This window comes from Thermosynechococcus sp. PP555, from assembly GCF_031583225.1.
Classification (GTDB): Bacteria; Cyanobacteriota; Cyanobacteriia; order Thermosynechococcales; family Thermosynechococcaceae; genus Thermosynechococcus.
The window spans coordinates 1,522,211-1,541,626 of record NZ_CP134168.1 but is presented as its reverse complement, the minus strand read 5'-3'; the positions used below and the strand labels follow the sequence as shown (position 1 = coordinate 1,541,626).

Here is a 19,416-nt window from a genome sequence, read left to right as displayed (position 1 = left end):
CGGCCACAAAATGCCCTTGAATAACTTCCTAAGTTTGCAGTAAGACAATAGGGGTCGGCTTTTAGCCGTTGGTTGTGCAGTTTACATGGGTTTTTTATGGGTTTGCAACGTCGTCGCTTCCTCACCCTTGCCGCCGCCGGTATGGGGGCAGCACTGTTTCCCCAAGGATTACAGCTTCTCTATCAACGAGCCGCCCAAGGTGAACTGCTGACCACACGCGGATTTGGCCCCTTGGTGCAGGATCCCAATGGCCTGTTGGATTTGCCGGCAGGCTTTCAGTATCGGGTATTTTCCAAGCTGGGCGATCGCCTGAGTGATGGTACCCCCGTCCCGACGCTCCATGATGGCATGGCCGCCTTCCCCGGCCCCGATGGCACGACCATCCTTGTGCGCAACCATGAGATGTATCCGGGGCTACCCCGTGCCTTTCAGGGGGTGGTGGCTCCCAAGGAGCGGATGTATGACCCCATTGCCCCCGGCGGCACCACTACACTCGTGGTGAGCAAAGATCGGCAACTCCTCAAGCATTACGTTTCTTTGGCCGGTACCTCGCGCAATTGTGGTGGCGGCAAAACCCTTTGGGGCAGTTGGATTAGCTGCGAGGAAACCATTTCCACGCCCGAACATCCTGCCAACCGCGGTCCGGTGCAAAAACGCCACGGCTACAACTTTGAAGTACCGATCAGTGCCCAAGGCCCCGTGACGCCAGTTCCCCTCAAGGCAATGGGGCGCTTTCAACATGAGGCGATCGCCATCGACCCGCAAACGCATATCGTCTATCAAACAGAGGATCGCGGCGATAGTCTCTTTTATCGCTTTATTCCCAAGGAACCCACCAACCTTGCTGCTGGCGGCCAACTCCAAGCCTTGAAAATCAAACGCTACCCGAAAATTAACACCGGTCAGGATTTTCCCCTGCGCAAACCCTTTGAAGTGGAATGGGTAAATATCACCCAGCCTGACCCCCCCCTCGACACCGTGCGCTATGAGGGCTACGACAAAGGGGCAGCCCAATTTGTACGCGGTGAAGGCCTCTGCTACCACAATGGCGAATTTTACTTTACAGCCACCAGTGGTGGTGAAAAGCGGCTAGGCCAAATCTGGCGATACCGCCCCGGTCGCACCGCAGCAGATGGTGGCACGATTGAGCTGTTTGTCGAGTCCCCCGGCAAAGAGGTTCTTGATTATCCCGATAACTTGACGATGGCCCCTTGGGGAGACCTCATTTGCTGCGAAGATGGCGACGATGCCATTAATCGCCTCATTGGTATCACCCCCCAAGGAGAGCTATACACCTTTGCGCGCAATGCCCTCAATGATCAAGAACTGGCGGGGGTTTGCTTCTCACCCGACGGCCAAACCATGTTTGTCAATCTCTACCATCCGGGGATGACCTTTGCCATTTGGGGGCCCTGGGATCGGCGGGGTTAATGCCCACAGCAAAAGGGAGCCAAGAATGACCTGACTCCCTCGTTATTTTCCTACTGACTCAACTCAACACTTCAACCCAGTGTCATTGCTGCCTTAGCTCAGCGCCACAGGGGAGCGATCGTAGGTGGCACCAAAGACGGGGTTAATTTTCCCTTGGATTTGGTTCCAGTAGTGGGCTGCCGTCACCGGCATGCCGATTGCTTCTGCCATCCGGGCAAGGAGGGTTTGTTCACGGCTTTTAATCATCACATGATGTGCCATCGCCAAGGAGCGAGCCATTTCGTTAACCGTTGCTGTCATGGGCACAGAAGCCACATTATCGGCCAAGCGCGCAGCGGGAACACCAGCGGGCTGTTTACCTTTTTGATACTTGACACCCCGATAGGTCATGATTTTTAAGGAGTCTTCCGGTGGATTTGTCGGAGCAGCCACACGATAGGTGCTACCGCGATACTTGGCCACGACATCCGTTGCTTGGGTGTTGATCGCTGGAGGAACGTAGTTGTATTGAACGCCGCGATAAGTAAGAGTCGTCATAATTTTCGCCCCATTTTTATTACAAGGTGGACTGGCTGAGGCGCGTTCCTTCGGGATCTGTTTCCCTACTTCCGTCCCTCGCGAAGGTAAAACGCTGACAATTAAACTCGGTCTGAAAAGCGTTTACTGATGTCCTGCGAGAGATGAACGATTTATTTCTGTATCTAATTTAACAATTTCTCGACCTTAAAGCAAGCTGTTCATAGAAATTTACAATAATCGGGTCAACACTTCCTTAGGAGAGTCATTGACTAAGACAACAAAAAAGGCCAACCCCGAGGATTGACCCAATTAGATGATTTTTGAATGTTTATCGAGGAGTGGTTTTAGCCCTCGGCTAGGGGATAGACACTCACGCGCTTGCGATTTTTGCCATAGCGCTCAAAGGTGACCACACCCGCGATCGTGGCAAAAAGAGTATCGTCACTGCCACGACCGACATTGGCGCCGGGGTGAAACTTTGTCCCCCGCTGCCGTACAAGAATGTGACCGGCCTTAACCACTTCACCACCAAAGCGCTTGACACCCAGACGCTGGGCATTGGAGTCACGACCGTTGCGGGTACTACCTGTTCCTTTCTTGTGTGCCATGTTAACCTCCTAGGGATTCACCGTTAAGACGAATCTCGTTGATCATGATGCGGGTCAGTTCTTGGCGATGGCCTTGTTTTTTGCGGGTTTTCTTTTTCGGGCGCATCTTATAGACAATCACCTTGGGGCCGCGACGGTGCCCCATCACCGTACCAGAGACAACCGCACCACTAACGTAGGGTTGACCCACGTGGACTTGGCTATCGGTTTGCACCAGCAACACCCGTTCTAGATCAATTGTGCCCTCTGGCTCGACGGGGAGCCGCTCCACATCGTAAAAGCGCCCGGCTTCAACGCGCAGTTGCTTGCCACCGGTCTCAATGATTGCGTATGCCATAGAAACTAAAAAACTCCTTGCCGTGCAGGTGAGGGGATGCGTGCCTCTTGGAAAACCTGTTCCGTGCAAACTCAACAATTTTTCATCATAAAGTTTATCCCCTGTGGCTGTCAAACCCCTAGCCAACCCAAGGCAGACTGCCGGTTGAACGTTTGCTCAGTTTGGGGCGCTCATCGAGGGAAATCTCCTTAAACATGTCTGGATAGTAAAAAACAATGAGGGTGGTACCCACACAAATGACATCTTCATGGTGGAGGAGGGTGCTGTGCTGAATTGGCAGGCCATTGAGGAGCGTGCCATTGCGACTGTGGTAATCACTAATGAAATAGAGGGGCTGCCCCTTAAAGAGAAAGGCGTTGATGACGGCATGCACTCGCGAGACGTAGGTATCTTTGAGGAGAATATTGCAATCCAGTTGGCGACCAATCGTCCACTGGCGATCGGGACTGAGAATAACTTCCCGTTTCGGCAAACCACGTTCGCGAATGATCAGCCATGCTTTGGGGTAGGTTGGTGCTGACATGGGTGTCTCCCCCCACTCTGGGATGCCCTTAGCCTAGATCGCCTAGACGACAAACGTTGCCCCATCCCCTTGAGCCGCTTGCCAACTACGGGCATCAAAGTATAAATCCTCAAGGGAGATACTGGCCAAGGCATCCTGAAGTTTTTGGTGGAGTCGTTGCCAGAGACTCAAGGTCACCCAATCCGCTGTGCCATCTTCCGGTTGGGGAGGATGCAAAAACAGGGGGGTCGGCGATTCACCAACGGCAGTAAGGATATCCCGCAGGGAAATGGCGGCCGGGGGACGGGCCAGTTGATAGCCCCCATAGACGCCTCGCAGCGATCGCACCAAGCCAGCCCGCCGCAATTCAATCAAGAGTTTTTCCAGATAGGGGGCAGGAATCTTTTGCCGCTCAGCAATGGCGCGCACGGAGGCAGGCCCATAGTTGGGTAACAAACTCAAGTCCAATAGAGCCTTGATACTGTAGTGGCCACGGGTGGTGAGGGTCACGCTGCTTTGCCAACGGTGGTAATGTACAGAACCGCTTCTTGCGGGGGAATGCCCAAGAGATCGTTGACCTGATCATCAAAGAAACCGCCAATGCCACTGACCCCTAGCCCCAAAGCGGTGGCAGCCAAATTGATCCGCTGTCCAAGGTGGCCAGCATCCATGTGGAGGTAGCGATAAGCCCGTTCCCCATAGCGAGCGATCGCCCGCTCCAGATTGGCGGTATGGAAAATCACCACAGCGGCATCGCGACCGAGGTCTTGATTGAGGCAGAGGAAATGCAACTGCTCTTGAAAGTTCTTGAAGCGAATTTGGCGTAACTCATGCTCGGCCACAGCATAGTAGTAGCAGCCCTCCTCTAGATCCTTGACCCGCGTCACGGCAATAAAGGTTTCCACCAATGTCGGGTCAAAGAAACTAGGGGCTTCATCTAGGCCTTGATCGCGGTAGTCCTGAGGATGGTAGGCAAAGGTGAGCAGGGCAGCCAGTTGATCCACTTCAATCCCTTGGCCACTGTACTGACGGGTCGAGCGCCGCTGCAGAATGGTTTGCTGGAGAGCGGCTAGATTGGTTTCCCAGTCAATGATGGTTTTGCTGAGACTCACCCGCAGACCAAAGGGAAAGTTGTATTTACTAGCAGGGGGTTCAGTAGGCTCCTTGGCAGGGGGGCTGGGAGTCTCTTTGGCCATGCCGTAGATAATGTCACTATTGGTGAGGGCACTGGCACAATGGTAAGCTTTCAGTAGCTCGCCACTGGCGATCGCCCCATAGTCATAGCAGGTGGCGGAGGCCAACACTGCGGGGAACGTGGACAAGTTTTCACCCACTTCGAGTAAATTGGCAAGGGCAACCACCGCCAACACCCCCTCCTGTTCTGGATCAAGGTAAAGCAGTTCATTCATTTGGGCATCCACAAAACCACCAATGAAGTGAGCGCGAAAGTCATTGATATTGGCGGCCAGTTCCACATTCCCCAAGAGGTGCCCAATGTCGAGGCAAATGCGGCGATAGGCGCGATCGCCATAACGCCAAGCGGAACGGTAAAAGACGGCTGTCACGATCAGCGCAATGTGCGTCCTTTCTAGTGCTGGATGCCAAAGACAAGCGGCCTGTAGGGCTGACCAAGAATAGCTTTGCCACACCTGCACAAGGGCATGGTCTTTCACTTGGTAGTTATAAATGCCAGCGGGAACGGCGGTGTCGTTGCGAGTGAGGAGATAGATTTCCGCTGGATATAGCCCCCCGGCAGAAGGTGCTGCCCGCATATAAAAGGGCTGATCGGGATAGGGAACCACCCCAGTAATGCCATAGGTACAGTACAACAACCGTGAGAGTCGCTGCCAGTGGGGGTGGGCTGCCCCCTGCTCAAGTTCTAAAAACGGCTTGAGGGAGAAGGACTGACCAAGAGGATAGGTTTTGCAGGGACTGGGCTGGCGACTAAAATCGAGCGGTGCTGCCTGTTGGGCTAAGGTCTCAGGGGCGTACTTGGTGCGTTCGTGGTAATGCTGTGCCAAGGAAAGCGGTTGAAACCCCATTGTGGTGCCTCACCAAGTTAAGAAACCATTAAATAAAATGAACTTCCTCAATAAATCCCCCTACAGTCAAAAAGGTTTAGGTAGAAATACTTAGTCACAGTACAACGCTCTTTATACCATTATGGCCAAATTCAGCAATGAGGAACTATTGGCAGCCTATGCAGCGGGGGAACGAGATTTTCGGGGCAGCGATCTGACGGGTCTGAGCCTTTTTGACACCAACCTCAGTGATGCCGATTTCAGTGAGAGTAATTTGGAAAATGCCTATTTGCCCTATTGCCAGTTGAATCGAATTCAAGCGATTGCCACCAATCTACGCCACAGTGAATTAGGGGATGCTCAGTTGTATCAAGCGAACCTTGCGGCAGCAGATCTTGAAGGAGCCAACCTTGTCCGCACCAACCTGCGATCGGCCAATTTGGAACGGGCAAACCTGCAAGGCGCTAATCTTCAGGGGGCGGATCTGCGCTATGCCAATTTGCGACAAGCGAATCTCCAAGGGGCCAACCTGCAACAGGCCAATTTAGAGCAGGCAGATTTAACGGCAGCCCAGGTACAGCGGTGTAATTTTTTTCGGGCAACGGGTGTTGATCTGTCGGCTGCGGTGTGCGATCGCACCACGGTTTATCCCGATGGCTATTTTTACCCCTGACTCAGGGTGATGAGGGTGACTGGATTGAGGGGATGGAGGCGGTGGCCTTGACCCAAGGGAATGGAGCGGCTGAGTTGCACGTGTAGCACTTGCGGGCTGATTTGCTGGGTTTGACACCAGTGGAGAACTTGGCCTTGGTGTTCGAGGGTGGCGATCGCCAGCACCAACCGGCCGCCAGCTTTCAAGTGTGACCAACAATAGTCGAGATTGGCCAGTAATTGGGCACCACTGCCGCCAATAAACACGCGATCCGGTTGCGGCAAGCCACTGAGGCTCTGGGGTGCTGCTCCTTGGATTGGGATCAGATTGGTCAAACCAAAAGCCTTGCGGTTGCGCTCAATCAGTTGAAAGCCAATCGCCGTTTTCTCGATCGCATAGATGGTGGCTTGGGGGGCAAGGCGGGCGATTTCCACAGCGACACTGCCGGTGCCGGCGCCCACATCCCAAACGGTTTCGATAGTGCCGGTGAGGGCAAGTTCCGCCAAGGCCAATACCCGCACTTCCCGCTTTGTCATCAAGCTGGGGCGATCGCCAAAGGTGAAAAATTGATCATCCCCTAGGCCAAAAACGGGCTGTTCCCGAGGGGGTAGGTGCTGGGGTTGACGCAGGAGCACCACCAAATTCAGCGGATGTACCGGCGGAAGCATTGTCACTGGTTGGGCTAAGTCCCACGGCAGAATGGCTTCGTCTGCACTACCCAAGGCCTGACACACCCACGCCCGATAGGACACAGGCAGGTGCAATGCTTGGTATAAGCGGCTAATGGCAGCAATATTAGCCTCACCATCGGTATAGATGGCAATTTTCTCCACCCCCCGCTGCAACAGCGGCACCAACCCCGCTAAATCGCGACCATGGGCACTGTAGATCACGGCATCCTGCCAAGGGAGCTTGAGCCGACTAAAGGCCAACTGCACCGCACTGAGGTGGGGATGAAACGTCAACTGATCGGGAGTAAAGACTTCGAGCAGCCAGCGTCCCAGCCCGTAAAACAGGGGATCGCCACTGGTGAGAATGACCACTTGGGGGTTCGGGGTTGTTGCCAAGTGGGTTTGAATCGCCTTGAAACTGGCGTTAAAGTCCCGTAGAGACAAGCGGCGGGCGTCTCCATGGGGAATCAACTGAAGATGGCGATCGCTCCCCACCAAAAGCGTCGCTGTGCGAATAATTTCCTGAACTGTTTCTCCCAACCCTGCCAGCCCCTCTAGGCCAATGCCCACCACATGAATCGGGGTCACACTGACTCCTTGCTATCGGCCAACTCCAGCAGGGCATTCACAATCGCTGCCGCCACAGGCGATCCCCCCTTGCGACCGGCAACACGAATTTGAGGCACGGGCAGTTGGGCAAGGGCTGCTTTTGACTCTACAACATTGACAAAGCCAACCGGGACACCAATGACGCCCGCCGGCGGTACACGGGTTTGTTGCAGGCGATCGCACAGGGCAAGGAGCGCCGTTGGCGCATTCCCAACCACAAACAGGGCATCGGGCCACTGTTGCCAAGCGCGGATCATCCCTGCTTCGCTGCGGGTTTGACCGGGGGCAGTGTGGCTGCCATCGTCGAGGGCGGTAATGATCGGATTCTGAAAGGTACGGCTGACCATGGTTTGAATGCCGACCCTGACCATGGCCACATCGGTAATAATCGGCACACCTGAGCGCAGGGCTTGTGTCATGTGGGCGATCGCCCCCGGCGAAATCTCCAGCAGGTTCTTAAACTCAAAATCTGCCGTGCTGTGGATAATTCGCCGCAAAATCGCATAGCTTGGGGCATCAAAGGGGTGAGGACCGATCTCGCGATCAATGATGGCAAAACTGGCTTGGGCAATGGGATGCAGCAGAGACACAGGACTTCTGATAGGATAGTAGAACTGCCTAAACGTGGAGAGATGGCCGAGTGGTCGAAGGCGCAGCACTGGAAATGCTGTGTGGGGCAACTCACCGAGGGTTCGAATCCCTCTCTCTCCGTCCTATTGTTATCTTGCCACTACAGGGGGTATCCTTTGCTGCAACCAAGGGAGAGGTGGCTGCCCTAAAATAGAAAACATAGAGAATACTCCCAACGCAGTTAGGGGTTCTTAAGTGCTTAATTTCTAACCCCCTTGAGGATTCTTTACTATGCGTTTCTCCTCAATCCCTTGGATAGTAATTGCCAGTATGCTGCCTGCTGTACCTGTCTTTGCTAATTCCGCTGCCATTGGCACGATTCAAGTTAGCCCCGAGTTGCGATCGGCACTGCAATCAGCCCCCGATCCTGCGGCAAACCCCAATGCTGTCCCACCTGCGAGTAATATGGCAGAGATTGAAAACAGCCTAGAGATTTCGCCTGTGCCTACTCGCCCCGATCCAAAGGTGTACAGGCAGTTTGAGGAACCCCGCAATAATCGCGGTCTTGGCTTCAAAGTGGGCATTTAGGGGTTCAGGGCAGCACTTTTGGCCGCGTGCAGTTGGCCATTGTGTTGATCGAGTAGAGCTTGAGCGGCAAGGGCATCCAGTCCTGTCCAGTACATGAGCAGGGCACGCTTCACTTGGTAGCCACTGCGTTCGAGGAGAGCTGCTGCTGCTGCGCGATCAATCCCCGTGAGATCCGTGAGAATCCGCAGGGCACGATCCAAGAGCTTACGATTGGTGACCGCCACATCCACCATGCGGTTGCCATAGACTTTGCCCAACTGCACCATCACCCCCGTGGAAATGATATTCAGTGCCATTTTTGTGGCAGTACCGGCTTTCAAACGGGTGGATCCAGCAAGGAGTTCAGGCCCCACCAGTAGGCGAATGTCAATGTCGGCAGCCCGCTGTACCTGATCCGAGGGAACACAGGCCATAAAGACCGTAAGTGCCCCTACTGCTTGCGCTGCATCCAGTGCCCCATGAACATAGGGAGTGGTTCCGCCAGCGGTAATACCCATCACCACATCTTGGGCAGTAATCTGGCGATCGCCCACCACGGCGGCGCCATCTTCGTAGCGATCCTCAAGGCCTTCGGAACTGCGCACAAGGGCAGCCTCACCGCCGGCCAGAATGCCTTGAACCAAATGGGGCGGTGTACAAAAGGTGGGTGGACATTCCGCAGCATCCAAAACCCCCAAGCGACCACTGGTGCCGGCACCAACGTAGAAGAGGCGTCCCCCTTGGCGGAGGCGGACTGCTGTGGCGGTAATGGTTTGGGCTAAGGCCTCGCGGGCTTGGGCGATCGCCCGCAGCGTTTGGGCATCTTCCTGATTAAACAGATCAACTAGTTCCAAGGGAGTGAGCTGATCCAGATTCTGGCTGGCGGGATTGATCTGCTCCGTCAAGAGATGACCACGACTAGGGAGTTCTTGGAGGTCTGTCATGGCCGCGCCGAAATTTCTGCCATTTCAATCACGGTGCCGTCGTAGTCCTTGACAAGGAAATTGAGGGGGCGATCGCTGCGCATTTTGTAGCGCAACTGCCGCCGTTGAATCCGCAGTAATAGGAGTTCGAGGCACTCACGGTCAAAGCAGACATGGCGCTGACGGTGGCGTTCCCCCTTGCTGGCACCACTAATGACATGCAGTTGCGTATTTTTCTTGAGTTGGTACCACAACCCATCACTAGGGCTGGGGCGCTTGGGGCTGCTGTAGCTCAAGGCCGAGGGCACATAGAGCGGATCCATCGAAGCCACGCCAAGGGTTTGCTCATAGTTGTAGTAGTAGTGCAGCGGTACATCAGCGATCGGCAAATGCAACTCCTGCTCGTAGAACTGCCGCGCGTGCTCCAAATCCGAGACCATGATCGTATAGACCTTGGGGGCACTGGACAAAAAGAGCCACATCGCCCCTGCGTAGCCCATCAGCAGCATGATCATGATCCCTTGGGTGGAGAATACCCCATCCCAGAGACCATCCAGCCAAGCAAACAAAGGAGGAGTCAACAACATGCCAATGTTCTAGGGAAAGCTCCTTTTATTCTAGTGACTATCCTAGTCAACAAACCCAGCAATGGTTTATTCATTGATAAAAATATATTCTTGACGTTGCTGAGACTGGGATCAGCCAAGGGCTGTAGGGGGGTGGGGCTAGGTTATAATCCCTTAATCTGTAAATAATGTTCTCTTAAACACGAGTTTCCCCTAGAACTGTCGTTGTGAGCTATGCCCCTCAGCGCATTTCGCCAGACGAGTGTTTACCAAAAGACAACACCCCAGCCCCCTGCAACATGCCAAATTCCACTTATTTGTGTTTGCGGTTGCTTCTTAGGCATTGTTTCCTAGTGTTCGGTGGACTTGGCCAACAGTGGGATATTGCTTTGTCCGAGATTGTCCGAACCGTTTTACCGCGTGAGTTTGCTCCTGTTGCAAAATTGTCCTATTTTTCGGGCAATGCCCCCGTTGCTGGCAGCGGCCCAACCTATTCATCCGCAAAGATGTAGTCGTAGAGTTCTTCGGGCTTAGGCTCAGGACTTTCCTCGGCAAAGGCCACAGCATCATCCACAATCGCTTGTACTTTTTGCTCAATGGCACGCAGGTCTTCGCTAGTGGCCAGTTCCTGCTCCACGAGGTAGGCACCCAGCTTTTTGATCGGATCGCGCTTCAGCCAAAATTCTTTCTCTTCTTTGGAGCGCAGTTCATCGGGATCGGCAAGGGAGTGCCCCCGGAAACGGTAGGTCAAAGCTTCAATTAGGGTGGGGCCTTCACCGGCACGGGCGCGGGCGATCGCTGCCTCAGCCACTGTACGCACCGCCAGCACATCCATGCCATCTACTTCCTCACCCACCATGCCAAAGACCTTGGCCTTCTTGTAGATTTCTGTTTCGGAACTGGCACGCTCATGGGCCATACCGATCGCCCACTTGTTATTTTCCACCACGAAAAGAATGGGTAATTTCCAGAGGGCTGCCATATTCAAGCACTCAAAGAACTGGCCATTATTGCTGGCACCATCACCAAAGAAGCAAGCGGTGACCTGATCGGCCTTGGCATCGCCCATCACCTGACGGCGGTACATCGTCTGAAAGGCTGCCCCCGTTGCGACTGGAATCCCCTCAGCGACAAAGGCAAAGCCCCCCAAGAGATTATGCTTAGCAGAAAAGAGGTGCATTGAGCCGCCCCGGCCTTTGCTACACCCCGTCGCCTTGCCAAAGAGTTCAGCCATTACTTCACGGGCAGGAACACCGGCGCTCAGGGCATGAACGTGATCGCGATAGGTACTGCACACGTAATCATCGGGACGCATCGCCTTGATTACACCTGTAGAGACTGCCTCTTGACCGTTGTAGAGGTGGACAAAGCCAAACATCCGCCCCCGGTAGTACATTTCGGCACACTTATCTTCAAAGGTGCGCCCCAGTACCATATCTTCATAGAGCATTAACCCCTGCTCACGAGTAATCGTGGTTTGGGGAATGGACAAAGAGGGCAGACTACGCTCTTGAACCATAGCAGGCAGTGATCAACTTAGGGTAAACGCCGTACCAACAGGGCAAGCCGCCGTTGGCATCACACTATTGTACTCAAATTACAGCCCTTTTCTTAAATATGAGAGTAACAAGGGAATGCCAGCCTCGGCTAATCACAGTAAATGAGTATTCCTGCCCCTTGCTGGTTTGCTAAAAAGAGAAGCAGGATAGATGTGGGCAGCAGCCATTGCCTCTGGTCAAAACGTTTTGCTAGGGTCGTTTGCAGACCGTGCCATGCAGTTTCTAGGATGCAACTGGGTAAGTCTCCTTCCTCTGCGGCTGCGATGAGTGCTTCAAGGTCTGCTGGCGGTTCATTGTCGGGAATGGCGATTAAAATTGCCGCAATACTCATTCATGAGGTTTCCAATTGAATTAGCAACTAACTTCCCAGAAGGAAGGCAACGAGGAACAAACCATAGAGGAGACCGAACTTCAAGGCATTGAGAATTTCGCCAAAGAGAGTTTGCCGCAGTTTCCAGCGATCGCTATAGAACATAGCACTAATCACTTCAGCAATAATTGCTACGATGCTCGAGGCCACAATATCTAAATAGCCCAATTGACCTGCACTCGAGGAAATGGCTAAGCCCAAGAACACCCCAAAGAGAAAGGCAATACTCAGTGTTGCTAGCCGTCGCCACGGATTTTTTAACTGCTCCTGAATCCCGGCGCCTAAACGATCAAGCAGGGTATTAAGACGGGTTTGCTGCATATACTCAGGACGGGAAAAGGTTGCTAGAGTGGGCAGAGAGTGAATGCTTGCCAGTATATGTTAAGTCGTGTCGCCGATGCGGTCTATTGGTTAAATCGCTACATTGAGCGGGCAGAGAATATTGCTCGTTTTGTTGATGTCAACTTGAACATGCTGCTGGATCTGCCCACGAGTCTTTCAAGTCAATGGGATCCCCTAGTGCTAACAACGGGGGATTTGCCCTTTTTTCAGGAACACTATGGCACGGCCACGGCTGAAAATGTGATTCAGTTCCTCACCTTTGACACCACCTATCCCAACTCGATCATCTCCTGTCTGCGGACGGCACGGGAGAATGCCACATCCATTCGCGAGGTGATTTCCTCAGAAATGTGGCAGCAGGTGAATGCCTTCTACACAATGGTGCGGGAGGCGGCTAAAGCCCCGGATCAATTGGAGATTGCCAGCTTTTTGGAGCAAGTGAAACAGGCCAGTCACCTTTTTGCCGGCGTGATGGATAGTACGATGAGCCACAATGAAGCGTGGCACTTTGGTCAAATGGGGCGGCTACTGGAGCGAGCCGATAAGACCTCGCGGATTCTCGATGTGAAATACTATCTGCTGTTGCCCTCAGTGGAAGATGTGGGCACGCCCATTGATGAATTGGGTTGGATTGCGCTCCTCAAGTCCGCCAGTGCCTATGAGATGTATCGTAAACGGGGTTCGCATCGGATTACACCCGCAGGGGTCGCAGAGTTTTTGATTCTCGATGCCGAGTTTCCCCGCGCGATCCGCTTTTGTCTGTTGCAGGTGGAAAAATCCCTCTACAAAATTACAGGGACGCCCTTGGGGAGCTGGCACCAGCCCGTGGAACGCCAACTGGGACGCCTGCGATCGCAACTGGACTATTTGACGATTGATGAAATTATTGGTCAAGGCATGCACGAGTTCCTCGATCACTTGCAGCAGCAAATGAATGAGGTGGATACGCAAATTTTTCAAACGTTTTTTACCCTAGAGCCTGTGAAAGCCCGCTAGCATGACAATTGAATTGGGGTATTGCCTAGGGTTGACGGTGGGCTTGGTGCTGCTTGAGGTATTGGCGCCCATTTTGAATCACCGCTAGCATTTCCTTGAATTGGCGTTCCATTTCCGCAAGGGTGCGATCGGCATAGGCATCCGCTTCCTGTTGCCGCTCTTGACATTCATGGCGGGTCACTTGGCGCAGATGGGCTAGTTCTTTTTCTGTGTTTTGCCGTAGCAGATTGATTTCCTCGATCGCGCGCTGGCGCATAAACTCCACCTCTTGCTGCACCTGCTGGCGAATTTTTTGGGCTTCGAGTTCTGCCTGCTGGCGAATCCGCAGTTCATCGGCAATTTGGGCAGCGCGTTGCTCTGCGGCACGGATAATTTCTTGGGCGCGGTGCTGGGCCTGTTTAATGATCTCATCCCGCTGATTGAGAATCCGCTGCGCTGTCTTCACTGATTCGGGGATCGCCTGTTCAATGTGGGCAAGTTGGTTTAGGATCTGCTCTTCATCAATGAGTTTGCGGCCGGTCAGCGGGATCTTCGTCCCTTCGAGAATCAGGAGTTCTTCTAGCTTTTCCAATTGTTGCAGGAGTTGCAGCGGTACGGAAGGGACATCAAGCGCTTCATTTACTCCAGTGGTCGTTGAGATGCGATCGGCGTTTGAGTAAAGCATGCTTCTAAATCCTTTGCAACAGTGGCTGGTACTAGATGACGAACATTACCGCCAAATCGGGCAATTTCTTTTACTAAGCTACTACTTAAGAAACTATACTCATTGGACGTGGTGAGGAACACGGTCTCAATCTCTGGCCAGAGGCTTTTATTGGTGTGGGACATCTGCAGCTCGTATTCAAAGTCCGACAGAACCCGTAGCCCCCGCAGAACAACTGTTGCCTGTTGCGATCGCGCGTACTCAACGGTGAGGCCATCAAAGGTATCCACCCGCACATTTTTTAAGTGGACAGTTGCCGCCTGCACTTGTTTGATCCGCTGCGCCACGCTAAAGAGGGCTTTTTTCTGAGGGTTATGGGCGATCGCCACAATCACTTCACTAAAGAGACGAGCACCCCGCTCAATAATGTCCAAGTGCCCTAGGGTAATGGGATCAAAGCTTCCAGGATAAACAGCAAGCATAGGCGGCTCAATAAAGGGTCAGAAGTTGAAAGTCAGAGAAAAAATGCTTGTAAAACAATCATCCCTGATTTTTAGGGACAGTGCATGCCCTACCTGATAAGGGTCGGCAAGCCACTCAGCTGTCGTAGATGTAGTCTGGGATACCTAATTTGGGTTCAATATAAACGAATGTAAACTATTGCTTAAAACTTGCAGCTTTATATAGCAGTTATTCTAAAGAACAGTAAATAAAAGCTGCTTGTATCAATAGATACTTGACAATTCAAATTCTTAGATTTATAAGTGAATGGTATATCTCACGCAACTGCAATTACATCTTTCCTTTGACAGTAGACAATTGTCAACTGCATCTGCTGGGAACCTAAGATCTTGATTCCTAATCTTAGGATTTAACAATTCCAGAAGCTGAACTCTTCGACTCAACCTAATGTTGTTTCCTGATTTTAGTCCTGAAGGGGATTTGCTATGAATGTTTCTCCAGTGACTCGTTACAAGCTCCGAAACCTGCTAGCGGAGCATCCTGCGGTTCAGTCCCATAGGGGTGATGACCCTAGTGAGCAAGAATACCTAGACCGCTACATTAATTTAGATAACTTAACATACCCACAGCTTAACCAATTAGAATTTCTGATTGAGTTACATGAAAAAATAGAACAGAGTGAGCCTAATCAAACACTGCAGCTGCAATACATTGAGCAGAAAATTTTTGACCTCATTGGCCTCCAGCTCCCTGTCTCTGCCAACACCTTAGCGGTTTTGACGTCCTTCTTTAGCCAATTTGCTCAAACAAAAGAAACAAAAGATAGACCGCCTCTGGCTTCCGCGAACCCTGAAGCCCTAACCCTTGCTGATTACTATGGGTACTGCCAGCAAATTACGGAAGTGGCAGCGCGCTACCTTGGTAAAAGGATTGTCACAAACTATTGGTTAGTGACACGGCCACGTGAAAGTTGGTTGGTGCAAATTCAAGTGGAGCAGTTCCATAACCGCCAATTTACTGCCACCGACAGATTGTTAACAAATCATGAAGCAGAAACGCTGCAACAGTGGATTCACGATTTCATGCAGCAGTGCTGCCGCATCGTGCCAGACCTACCACAGCTCCTATTGGCTGCGGGGGTGCCTTCCCACCTGCTCTGCAGTCTGGTTCATTAATGCTTGAAATTAAATTGCCTGAACTATTCCCGAAAGAGTTCAAAGGGTTTTAGGAGTCCTTGCAACACCAAGGGCAACTTTTCCCTTAACTCTGGGGGATCGCTATAGATGAGGCGCTGGCGACTGGGAACTTCAATGGGAAGAGGCGCCCGCTGGCTGGGGTGCTCCTGCTGAATAACAAGGAGTTGATTGCGGCGTTTACTGGCTAGGGCATAGCCCAGTTCGAGGGCAACCATTGCATGCAACTGTTCATTCCCACTCCCATCTGCAATAAAGAGCAGTGAGCGACGCAATTGGGTGATCACGGGACTATCCAGACGCAGAGGAGCCGTGGCTGAGCGTGGGCTTTCGACCAGTTCCAAGGGGAAGCGACTAGGGGTATTGGTCACAAATGCTTTGAGGGCGGTGCGAATCTCGTCACTACTGGGGCTATCGGCGGCACTGAAAAAGAGGGTTGGTTCCAAGTAACTCAGGCGATCGCTCTTGATGAAATAGATTTCATGACTGAGAACATCAATGTTGGCAATTGTATAGCTGCCACTGCCCTCAATATAAAATTCCACCGTTTCCCCAAGGCGATAGCGTTGAAACCACTCCGAACGCTGCACCGTTTCTAAGTCATCGAGAAAATCTGCCCGCAATGCCGTTTTCAGCAAGCTACTTTTGTTGAGCCGTAGATCGTGGGGACGTTGCTCGATGTGTTCGAGGGGTTCATACTGCGGTAGGTACCATGCCCGCAGCGCAATAATCGCCATTCAATTATTCCACCTAGGTATTGCCAATTATGTTAGAGCATAAATACAGTCCTTTTCTGGGGTACACAGATGAGCACTGGCTGAGCGTATTCCATCCGTGTGAAAAGGGCTGTAAATTAAGTCCTACGGGCATAGGAGACAGCCAATGACAGCAAAATTATTGCTGGTGGATGATGAGCCGGGGGTGCGCGAGGCGGTAACGGCCTATTTAGAGGACAGTGGCTTTGAGGTGACAGCAGTGGCCAATGGTCAAGCGGCTCTGGAGTATCTAGAAACCAATGTGCCCGACCTGATTATTACGGATATTATGATGCCGCAGATGGATGGCTATGCTTTTTTGGAAACAGTGCGCCAACAGCCCCATCTCAACCATATTCCCGTTATCTTCCTCACAGCGCGGGGCATGAAGCGCGATCGCATCCAAGGGTATGATGCTGGCTGTGATGCCTACCTAGCCAAACCCTTTGACCCCGATGAACTGGTGGCCATCATTAAAAATCTGCTGCGGCGGCAAGCGGCTGCTCGCGATGAGACCGAACCCAATCTGGCCAATCTAGCCCAACAAATTGCCGAACTGCGGGCAATGCTCGTCCAACAGGGCAAACGCAATCCCACGGCTCCCCCAATTCAACTGGATCTCACCCCCCGCGAAGCCAGTGTGCTGCAACTGGTGGTCAAGGGTCTGATGAATAAGGAAATTGCCAGCCAACTGAATACCAGTGTTCGCAATATTGAAAAGTATGTCAGTCGCCTCTTTGTGAAAACCGGTACCAGTAGCCGCACAGAACTCGTGCGCTTTGCCCTTGAACATGGCTTGGCTGATTAGGTTAGAGAGAGGGATCATTTTGCCAGAACCAGTCGGCAATGCGGGGTTTGGCTTTTTCCGTTGCTGTCGGGTTGAGGAGGATAATTGCTTGGCGGAGGTTGGGGGAGAGCCGTCGCTGTACCCGTTGGGGAATGCCATCGCCAAAATAAACATGACCCCGCCCTGTCAGCACCACAATCAGGCGATCGGGATGCCGCTGATGCTGTTTAGCAATGACTTTGGCCATGGTTTCATCCCAAAGGACTTGAGCTTGGTAAAAGAAGTCAAAATTCATACTGTGGCTCATCCCTTGATGGGCAGCAACAAAAATCTCCTGCAGGCGATCGCGATAGGCAGTGTTGCTCAAGTCAATATCTGATAGGGGTGGAATATAGCGAAAATCATCTTCCCCTAAGCTCTCGAGACCTTGGCGTGCCACTTGGCGGGTGACTTCGGTGGGCGTATTTAGGGCAATTAGGGGAATCTGCTGCTCCTTGGCAAAGCGAAAAATCGGTGCATACAGCGACCAAGGGAAGCCCCAGCGCTGAGCATATTGGGTTTGCTCCAGCAATTCCATTTCCGTAATTTCACCGCCAATGTAGGCATCGAGGGCGCTTTGAAAGGGGCGCTGCATCATTTCTAGGGCGATCGCTAGGGGGCGACCCCGCCGTTGCAATTCCTGCAAAATCAACAGTTGCGCCTGATGGTCAGCAGCGCTGTCATGGGTTTCACCCAAATAGAGGATGTGTTTCTGCTGCCACTCATCGTAGGCTCGCTGCAAGGATACCAATTCACTGCCTCGCCACACCTGCTGCGCTTTCACACTGTGGGTTCCCGCCAAAAACAGCGCGATCGCTAAAGTAAAAGCTAAAGGCTGCCAAGCAGGGGACGATCGCCACTGGCGCAACCGCTGTCCAAGGGGGGATGCCAAACGATAAAATATCTGCCAAGATCGAGATAGAGTCGTTGACGGTATGGTGACGACAATTATCTTCTGCGCGTTCCCCATTGGGTTCAACCCTGTTATCCAACGCTGAAACAACTATGCAATCTCCCTATCCACTTGAACTCAGTGACCCTGCTGCCAGTGACGTCGGTTCTACTCATCCTGAACTGAATGGTAACGCACTGGTGAAATCGGAGACGACCTCTACAGAATTGGCCAAGGCGGAAGTTCGCTTGAGTGACCCTCGTGCCGAAGCGCTGCGGCAAATGTTGGAACGCCATCGCGGTACGCGGCAGTTGATTATTCTCCAAGATTTTCCTGACCCCGATGCCCTCTCTTCGGCATGGACCTATAAGCTTATTGCTGAGCAGTTTGAGATTCAGTGCGATATTGCCTACGCCGGTGCCCTGAGCCATCAGGAGAATATCACCCTAGTGCGGCTGACGGGGATGCCCCTTGTGCGCTGGGCGGTGCAAGGTACGAAAAATAAAGATCAGCGGGATTGTACCTGTTACCAAGGCTACGTTCTCATTGACAACCAAGGCACCACCAGTCAATTGCTGCCCATGGTACAGGAGGCAGGCCTGCCCGCGATCGCCATCATTGATCACCACAGTCTCCAAGAAGTCATTCAAGCCGAGTTTACAGACATTCGACCCACGACCCGCGCCACGGCTACCATCTTTACCCAATACCTGCAAGCGGGGCTACTCACCCTCGACAGTAGTAACCCAGTTCACGTGAAATGTGCCACGGCTCTGATGCATGGCCTGCGCTCTGACACCGATTGCCTCAAACAAGCCAAAGAAGAGGACTTTCTCGCAGCCGCCTTCCTGAGTCGTTTTATTGATTATCAACTGCTGAACACCATTTTGCAGTCCCACCGCTCGAAGCAGGTGATGGATGTGATCGAGCGATCGCTGAAAAACCGCTCCATTCACAACAATTTCTCAATTTCTGGCGTGGGCTATATCCGCTACGAAGACCGCGATGCCATTCCCCAAGCGGCGGATTTCCTTGTGACTGAAGAGAACGTCCACACTGCCGTTGTCTATGGCCTCGTCCACGACGAAGATGAAGAAGTGGAACTGATTATCGGTTCGCTGCGCACAACAAAAATTACCCTTGACCCCGACGAATTTATCAAAGAGGCCTTTGGTAAGGATCGCCAAGGACGCTTCTTTGGTGGCGGTCGCTCCCAGGCCGGCGGTTTTGAAATTCCCGTGGGCTTCTTGTCGGGTCTCAATGAAAATCCAGAATACGCTAAACTCAAGTGGAGCGTTTACGATACGCAGATTAAGCAGAAGCTCCTCCACCTCGTCAATCCGAAGAACAATGTCCTCCACGGTACGGAGTAAGGCACTGTTTGTAGTAATCAAGTTTTAGG

Annotated in this window: 24 protein-coding genes, 1 tRNA gene and 1 riboswitch; of the genes, 8 read left to right on the top strand and 17 right to left on the bottom strand. The window is 52.5% G+C overall.

The window, feature by feature from the left end; all coding sequences use genetic code 11:
* Positions 1-96: 96 nt before the first annotated feature.
* On the top strand, positions 97-1,431 hold the full coding sequence (locus RHH27_RS07535) for an alkaline phosphatase PhoX (RefSeq protein WP_206199620.1): 1,335 nt from the start codon (positions 97-99) through the stop codon (positions 1,429-1,431).
* A gap of 93 nt (positions 1,432-1,524) precedes the next feature.
* Here RHH27_RS07535 and RHH27_RS07530 read toward each other — a convergent pair whose 3' ends face one another.
* The 6 genes from RHH27_RS07530 to RHH27_RS07505 all read right to left on the bottom strand — a co-directional run bounded on the left by RHH27_RS07530 (position 1,525) and on the right by RHH27_RS07505 (position 5,439).
* Entirely contained in the window at positions 1,525-1,968 is a 444-nt protein-coding gene (locus RHH27_RS07530; protein WP_206199619.1) for a DUF4278 domain-containing protein, read from the bottom strand.
* A gap of 39 nt (positions 1,969-2,007) precedes the next feature.
* Positions 2,008-2,120: riboswitch (Glutamine riboswitch) on the bottom strand.
* A gap of 174 nt (positions 2,121-2,294) precedes the next feature.
* Positions 2,295-2,558, bottom strand: coding sequence for a 50S ribosomal protein L27 (rpmA, locus tag RHH27_RS07525; protein ID WP_206199618.1), 264 nt, complete (start codon positions 2,556-2,558; stop codon positions 2,295-2,297).
* A gap of 1 nt (position 2,559) precedes the next feature.
* Positions 2,560-2,895: a 50S ribosomal protein L21 gene (rplU, locus tag RHH27_RS07520; RefSeq protein ID WP_206199617.1), complete on the bottom strand. Its 336-nt coding sequence runs from the start codon at positions 2,893-2,895 to the stop codon at positions 2,560-2,562.
* A gap of 118 nt (positions 2,896-3,013) precedes the next feature.
* Positions 3,014-3,418 (bottom strand): FHA domain-containing protein, encoded by a 405-nt coding sequence (locus RHH27_RS07515; RefSeq protein WP_302677943.1) that lies wholly within the window; start codon positions 3,416-3,418, stop codon positions 3,014-3,016.
* Positions 3,419-3,460: 42 nt separating this feature from the next.
* Entirely contained in the window at positions 3,461-3,907 is a 447-nt protein-coding gene (locus RHH27_RS07510) for an Rrf2 family transcriptional regulator (RefSeq protein ID WP_302676304.1), read from the bottom strand.
* Entirely contained in the window at positions 3,904-5,439 is a 1,536-nt protein-coding gene (locus RHH27_RS07505; protein ID WP_302677942.1) for a SagB/ThcOx family dehydrogenase, read from the bottom strand. Before RHH27_RS07505 ends, RHH27_RS07510 begins: the two co-directional genes overlap by 4 nt.
* Before the next feature lie 121 nt (positions 5,440-5,560).
* Here RHH27_RS07505 and RHH27_RS07500 point away from each other — a divergent pair, with 121 nt between their 5' ends.
* A complete protein-coding gene (locus RHH27_RS07500; protein WP_206199613.1) occupies positions 5,561-6,091 on the top strand; it encodes a pentapeptide repeat-containing protein in 531 nt (176 codons plus the stop codon).
* Here the strand turns inward: RHH27_RS07500 and cbiE are convergent.
* On the bottom strand, positions 6,082-7,329 hold the full coding sequence (gene cbiE, locus RHH27_RS07495) for a precorrin-6y C5,15-methyltransferase (decarboxylating) subunit CbiE (RefSeq protein ID WP_302677941.1): 1,248 nt from the start codon (positions 7,327-7,329) through the stop codon (positions 6,082-6,084). The two genes, RHH27_RS07500 and cbiE, sit on opposite strands and share 10 nt — an antisense overlap.
* Positions 7,326-7,940 (bottom strand): cobalt-precorrin-8X methylmutase, encoded by a 615-nt coding sequence (locus RHH27_RS07490; protein WP_302677940.1) that lies wholly within the window; start codon positions 7,938-7,940, stop codon positions 7,326-7,328. The genes cbiE and RHH27_RS07490 overlap by 4 nt, the downstream gene beginning before the upstream one ends.
* A gap of 36 nt (positions 7,941-7,976) precedes the next feature.
* Here RHH27_RS07490 and RHH27_RS07485 point away from each other — a divergent pair.
* Both RHH27_RS07485 and RHH27_RS07480 read left to right on the top strand, forming a co-directional pair.
* A tRNA-Ser gene (locus RHH27_RS07485) sits at positions 7,977-8,061 on the top strand.
* 150 nt (positions 8,062-8,211) lie between these two features.
* Positions 8,212-8,508, top strand: coding sequence for a hypothetical protein (locus RHH27_RS07480; RefSeq protein WP_206199610.1), 297 nt, complete (start codon positions 8,212-8,214; stop codon positions 8,506-8,508).
* Here RHH27_RS07480 and murQ read toward each other — a convergent pair.
* The 5 genes from murQ to RHH27_RS07455 all read right to left on the bottom strand — a co-directional run bounded on the left by murQ (position 8,505) and on the right by RHH27_RS07455 (position 12,226).
* Positions 8,505-9,431: an N-acetylmuramic acid 6-phosphate etherase gene (gene murQ, locus RHH27_RS07475; RefSeq protein WP_302677939.1), complete on the bottom strand. Its 927-nt coding sequence runs from the start codon at positions 9,429-9,431 to the stop codon at positions 8,505-8,507. The two genes, RHH27_RS07480 and murQ, sit on opposite strands and share 4 nt — an antisense overlap.
* A complete protein-coding gene (locus tag RHH27_RS07470; protein ID WP_206199608.1) occupies positions 9,428-9,997 on the bottom strand; it encodes a glyoxalase-like domain protein in 570 nt (189 codons plus the stop codon). The genes murQ and RHH27_RS07470 overlap by 4 nt, the downstream gene beginning before the upstream one ends.
* Positions 9,998-10,466: 469 nt before the next feature.
* On the bottom strand, positions 10,467-11,495 hold the full coding sequence (gene pdhA / locus RHH27_RS07465; protein WP_206199607.1) for a pyruvate dehydrogenase (acetyl-transferring) E1 component subunit alpha: 1,029 nt from the start codon (positions 11,493-11,495) through the stop codon (positions 10,467-10,469).
* Between the two features lie 128 nt (positions 11,496-11,623).
* Positions 11,624-11,866 carry a hypothetical protein gene (locus RHH27_RS07460; RefSeq protein WP_302676312.1) on the bottom strand — a complete coding sequence of 81 codons (243 nt, stop codon included), beginning with the start codon at positions 11,864-11,866 and terminating at the stop codon, positions 11,624-11,626.
* Between the two features lie 27 nt (positions 11,867-11,893).
* Complete coding sequence (locus RHH27_RS07455; RefSeq protein ID WP_206199605.1) at positions 11,894-12,226, bottom strand: DUF565 domain-containing protein; 333 nt, start codon at positions 12,224-12,226, stop codon at positions 11,894-11,896.
* Between the two features lie 57 nt (positions 12,227-12,283).
* On the opposite strand from RHH27_RS07455, the gene RHH27_RS07450 reads away from it, so the two are divergent.
* On the top strand, positions 12,284-13,243 hold the full coding sequence (locus RHH27_RS07450; RefSeq protein ID WP_302677938.1) for an alpha-E domain-containing protein: 960 nt from the start codon (positions 12,284-12,286) through the stop codon (positions 13,241-13,243).
* A 25-nt stretch (positions 13,244-13,268) separates the two neighbouring features.
* On the opposite strand, the gene RHH27_RS07445 is transcribed toward RHH27_RS07450, so the two are convergent.
* Positions 13,269-13,907, bottom strand: coding sequence for an ATP synthase F0 subunit B (locus RHH27_RS07445; RefSeq protein WP_206199603.1), 639 nt, complete (start codon positions 13,905-13,907; stop codon positions 13,269-13,271).
* Positions 13,862-14,368 carry a pantetheine-phosphate adenylyltransferase gene (coaD, locus tag RHH27_RS07440; protein WP_302677937.1) on the bottom strand — a complete coding sequence of 169 codons (507 nt, stop codon included), beginning with the start codon at positions 14,366-14,368 and terminating at the stop codon, positions 13,862-13,864. The genes RHH27_RS07445 and coaD overlap by 46 nt, the downstream gene beginning before the upstream one ends.
* A 465-nt stretch (positions 14,369-14,833) precedes the next feature.
* Between coaD and RHH27_RS07435 the strand changes: the two genes are divergently transcribed.
* Positions 14,834-15,523, top strand: coding sequence for a hypothetical protein (locus RHH27_RS07435; RefSeq protein WP_302677936.1), 690 nt, complete (start codon positions 14,834-14,836; stop codon positions 15,521-15,523).
* Positions 15,524-15,546: 23 nt separating this feature from the next.
* Here RHH27_RS07435 and RHH27_RS07430 read toward each other — a convergent pair whose 3' ends face one another.
* Complete coding sequence (locus tag RHH27_RS07430) at positions 15,547-16,278, bottom strand: hypothetical protein (protein WP_302677935.1); 732 nt, start codon at positions 16,276-16,278, stop codon at positions 15,547-15,549.
* A 145-nt stretch (positions 16,279-16,423) separates the two neighbouring features.
* On the opposite strand from RHH27_RS07430, the gene RHH27_RS07425 reads away from it, so the two are divergent.
* Positions 16,424-17,104, top strand: coding sequence for a response regulator transcription factor (locus tag RHH27_RS07425; protein ID WP_302677934.1), 681 nt, complete (start codon positions 16,424-16,426; stop codon positions 17,102-17,104).
* A 1-nt stretch (position 17,105) separates the two neighbouring features.
* Here the strand turns inward: RHH27_RS07425 and RHH27_RS07420 are convergent, their stop codons facing one another.
* The gene (locus RHH27_RS07420; protein WP_302677933.1) at positions 17,106-18,014 is read right to left on the bottom strand and encodes a ChaN family lipoprotein; all 909 of its coding nucleotides are present in this window, start codon (positions 18,012-18,014) and stop codon (positions 17,106-17,108) included.
* A 113-nt stretch (positions 18,015-18,127) separates the two neighbouring features.
* Between RHH27_RS07420 and RHH27_RS07415 the strand changes: the two genes are divergently transcribed.
* A complete protein-coding gene (locus tag RHH27_RS07415) occupies positions 18,128-19,387 on the top strand; it encodes a bifunctional oligoribonuclease/PAP phosphatase NrnA (protein ID WP_206199597.1) in 1,260 nt (419 codons plus the stop codon).
* The last annotated feature ends 29 nt before the right edge of the window (positions 19,388-19,416 follow it).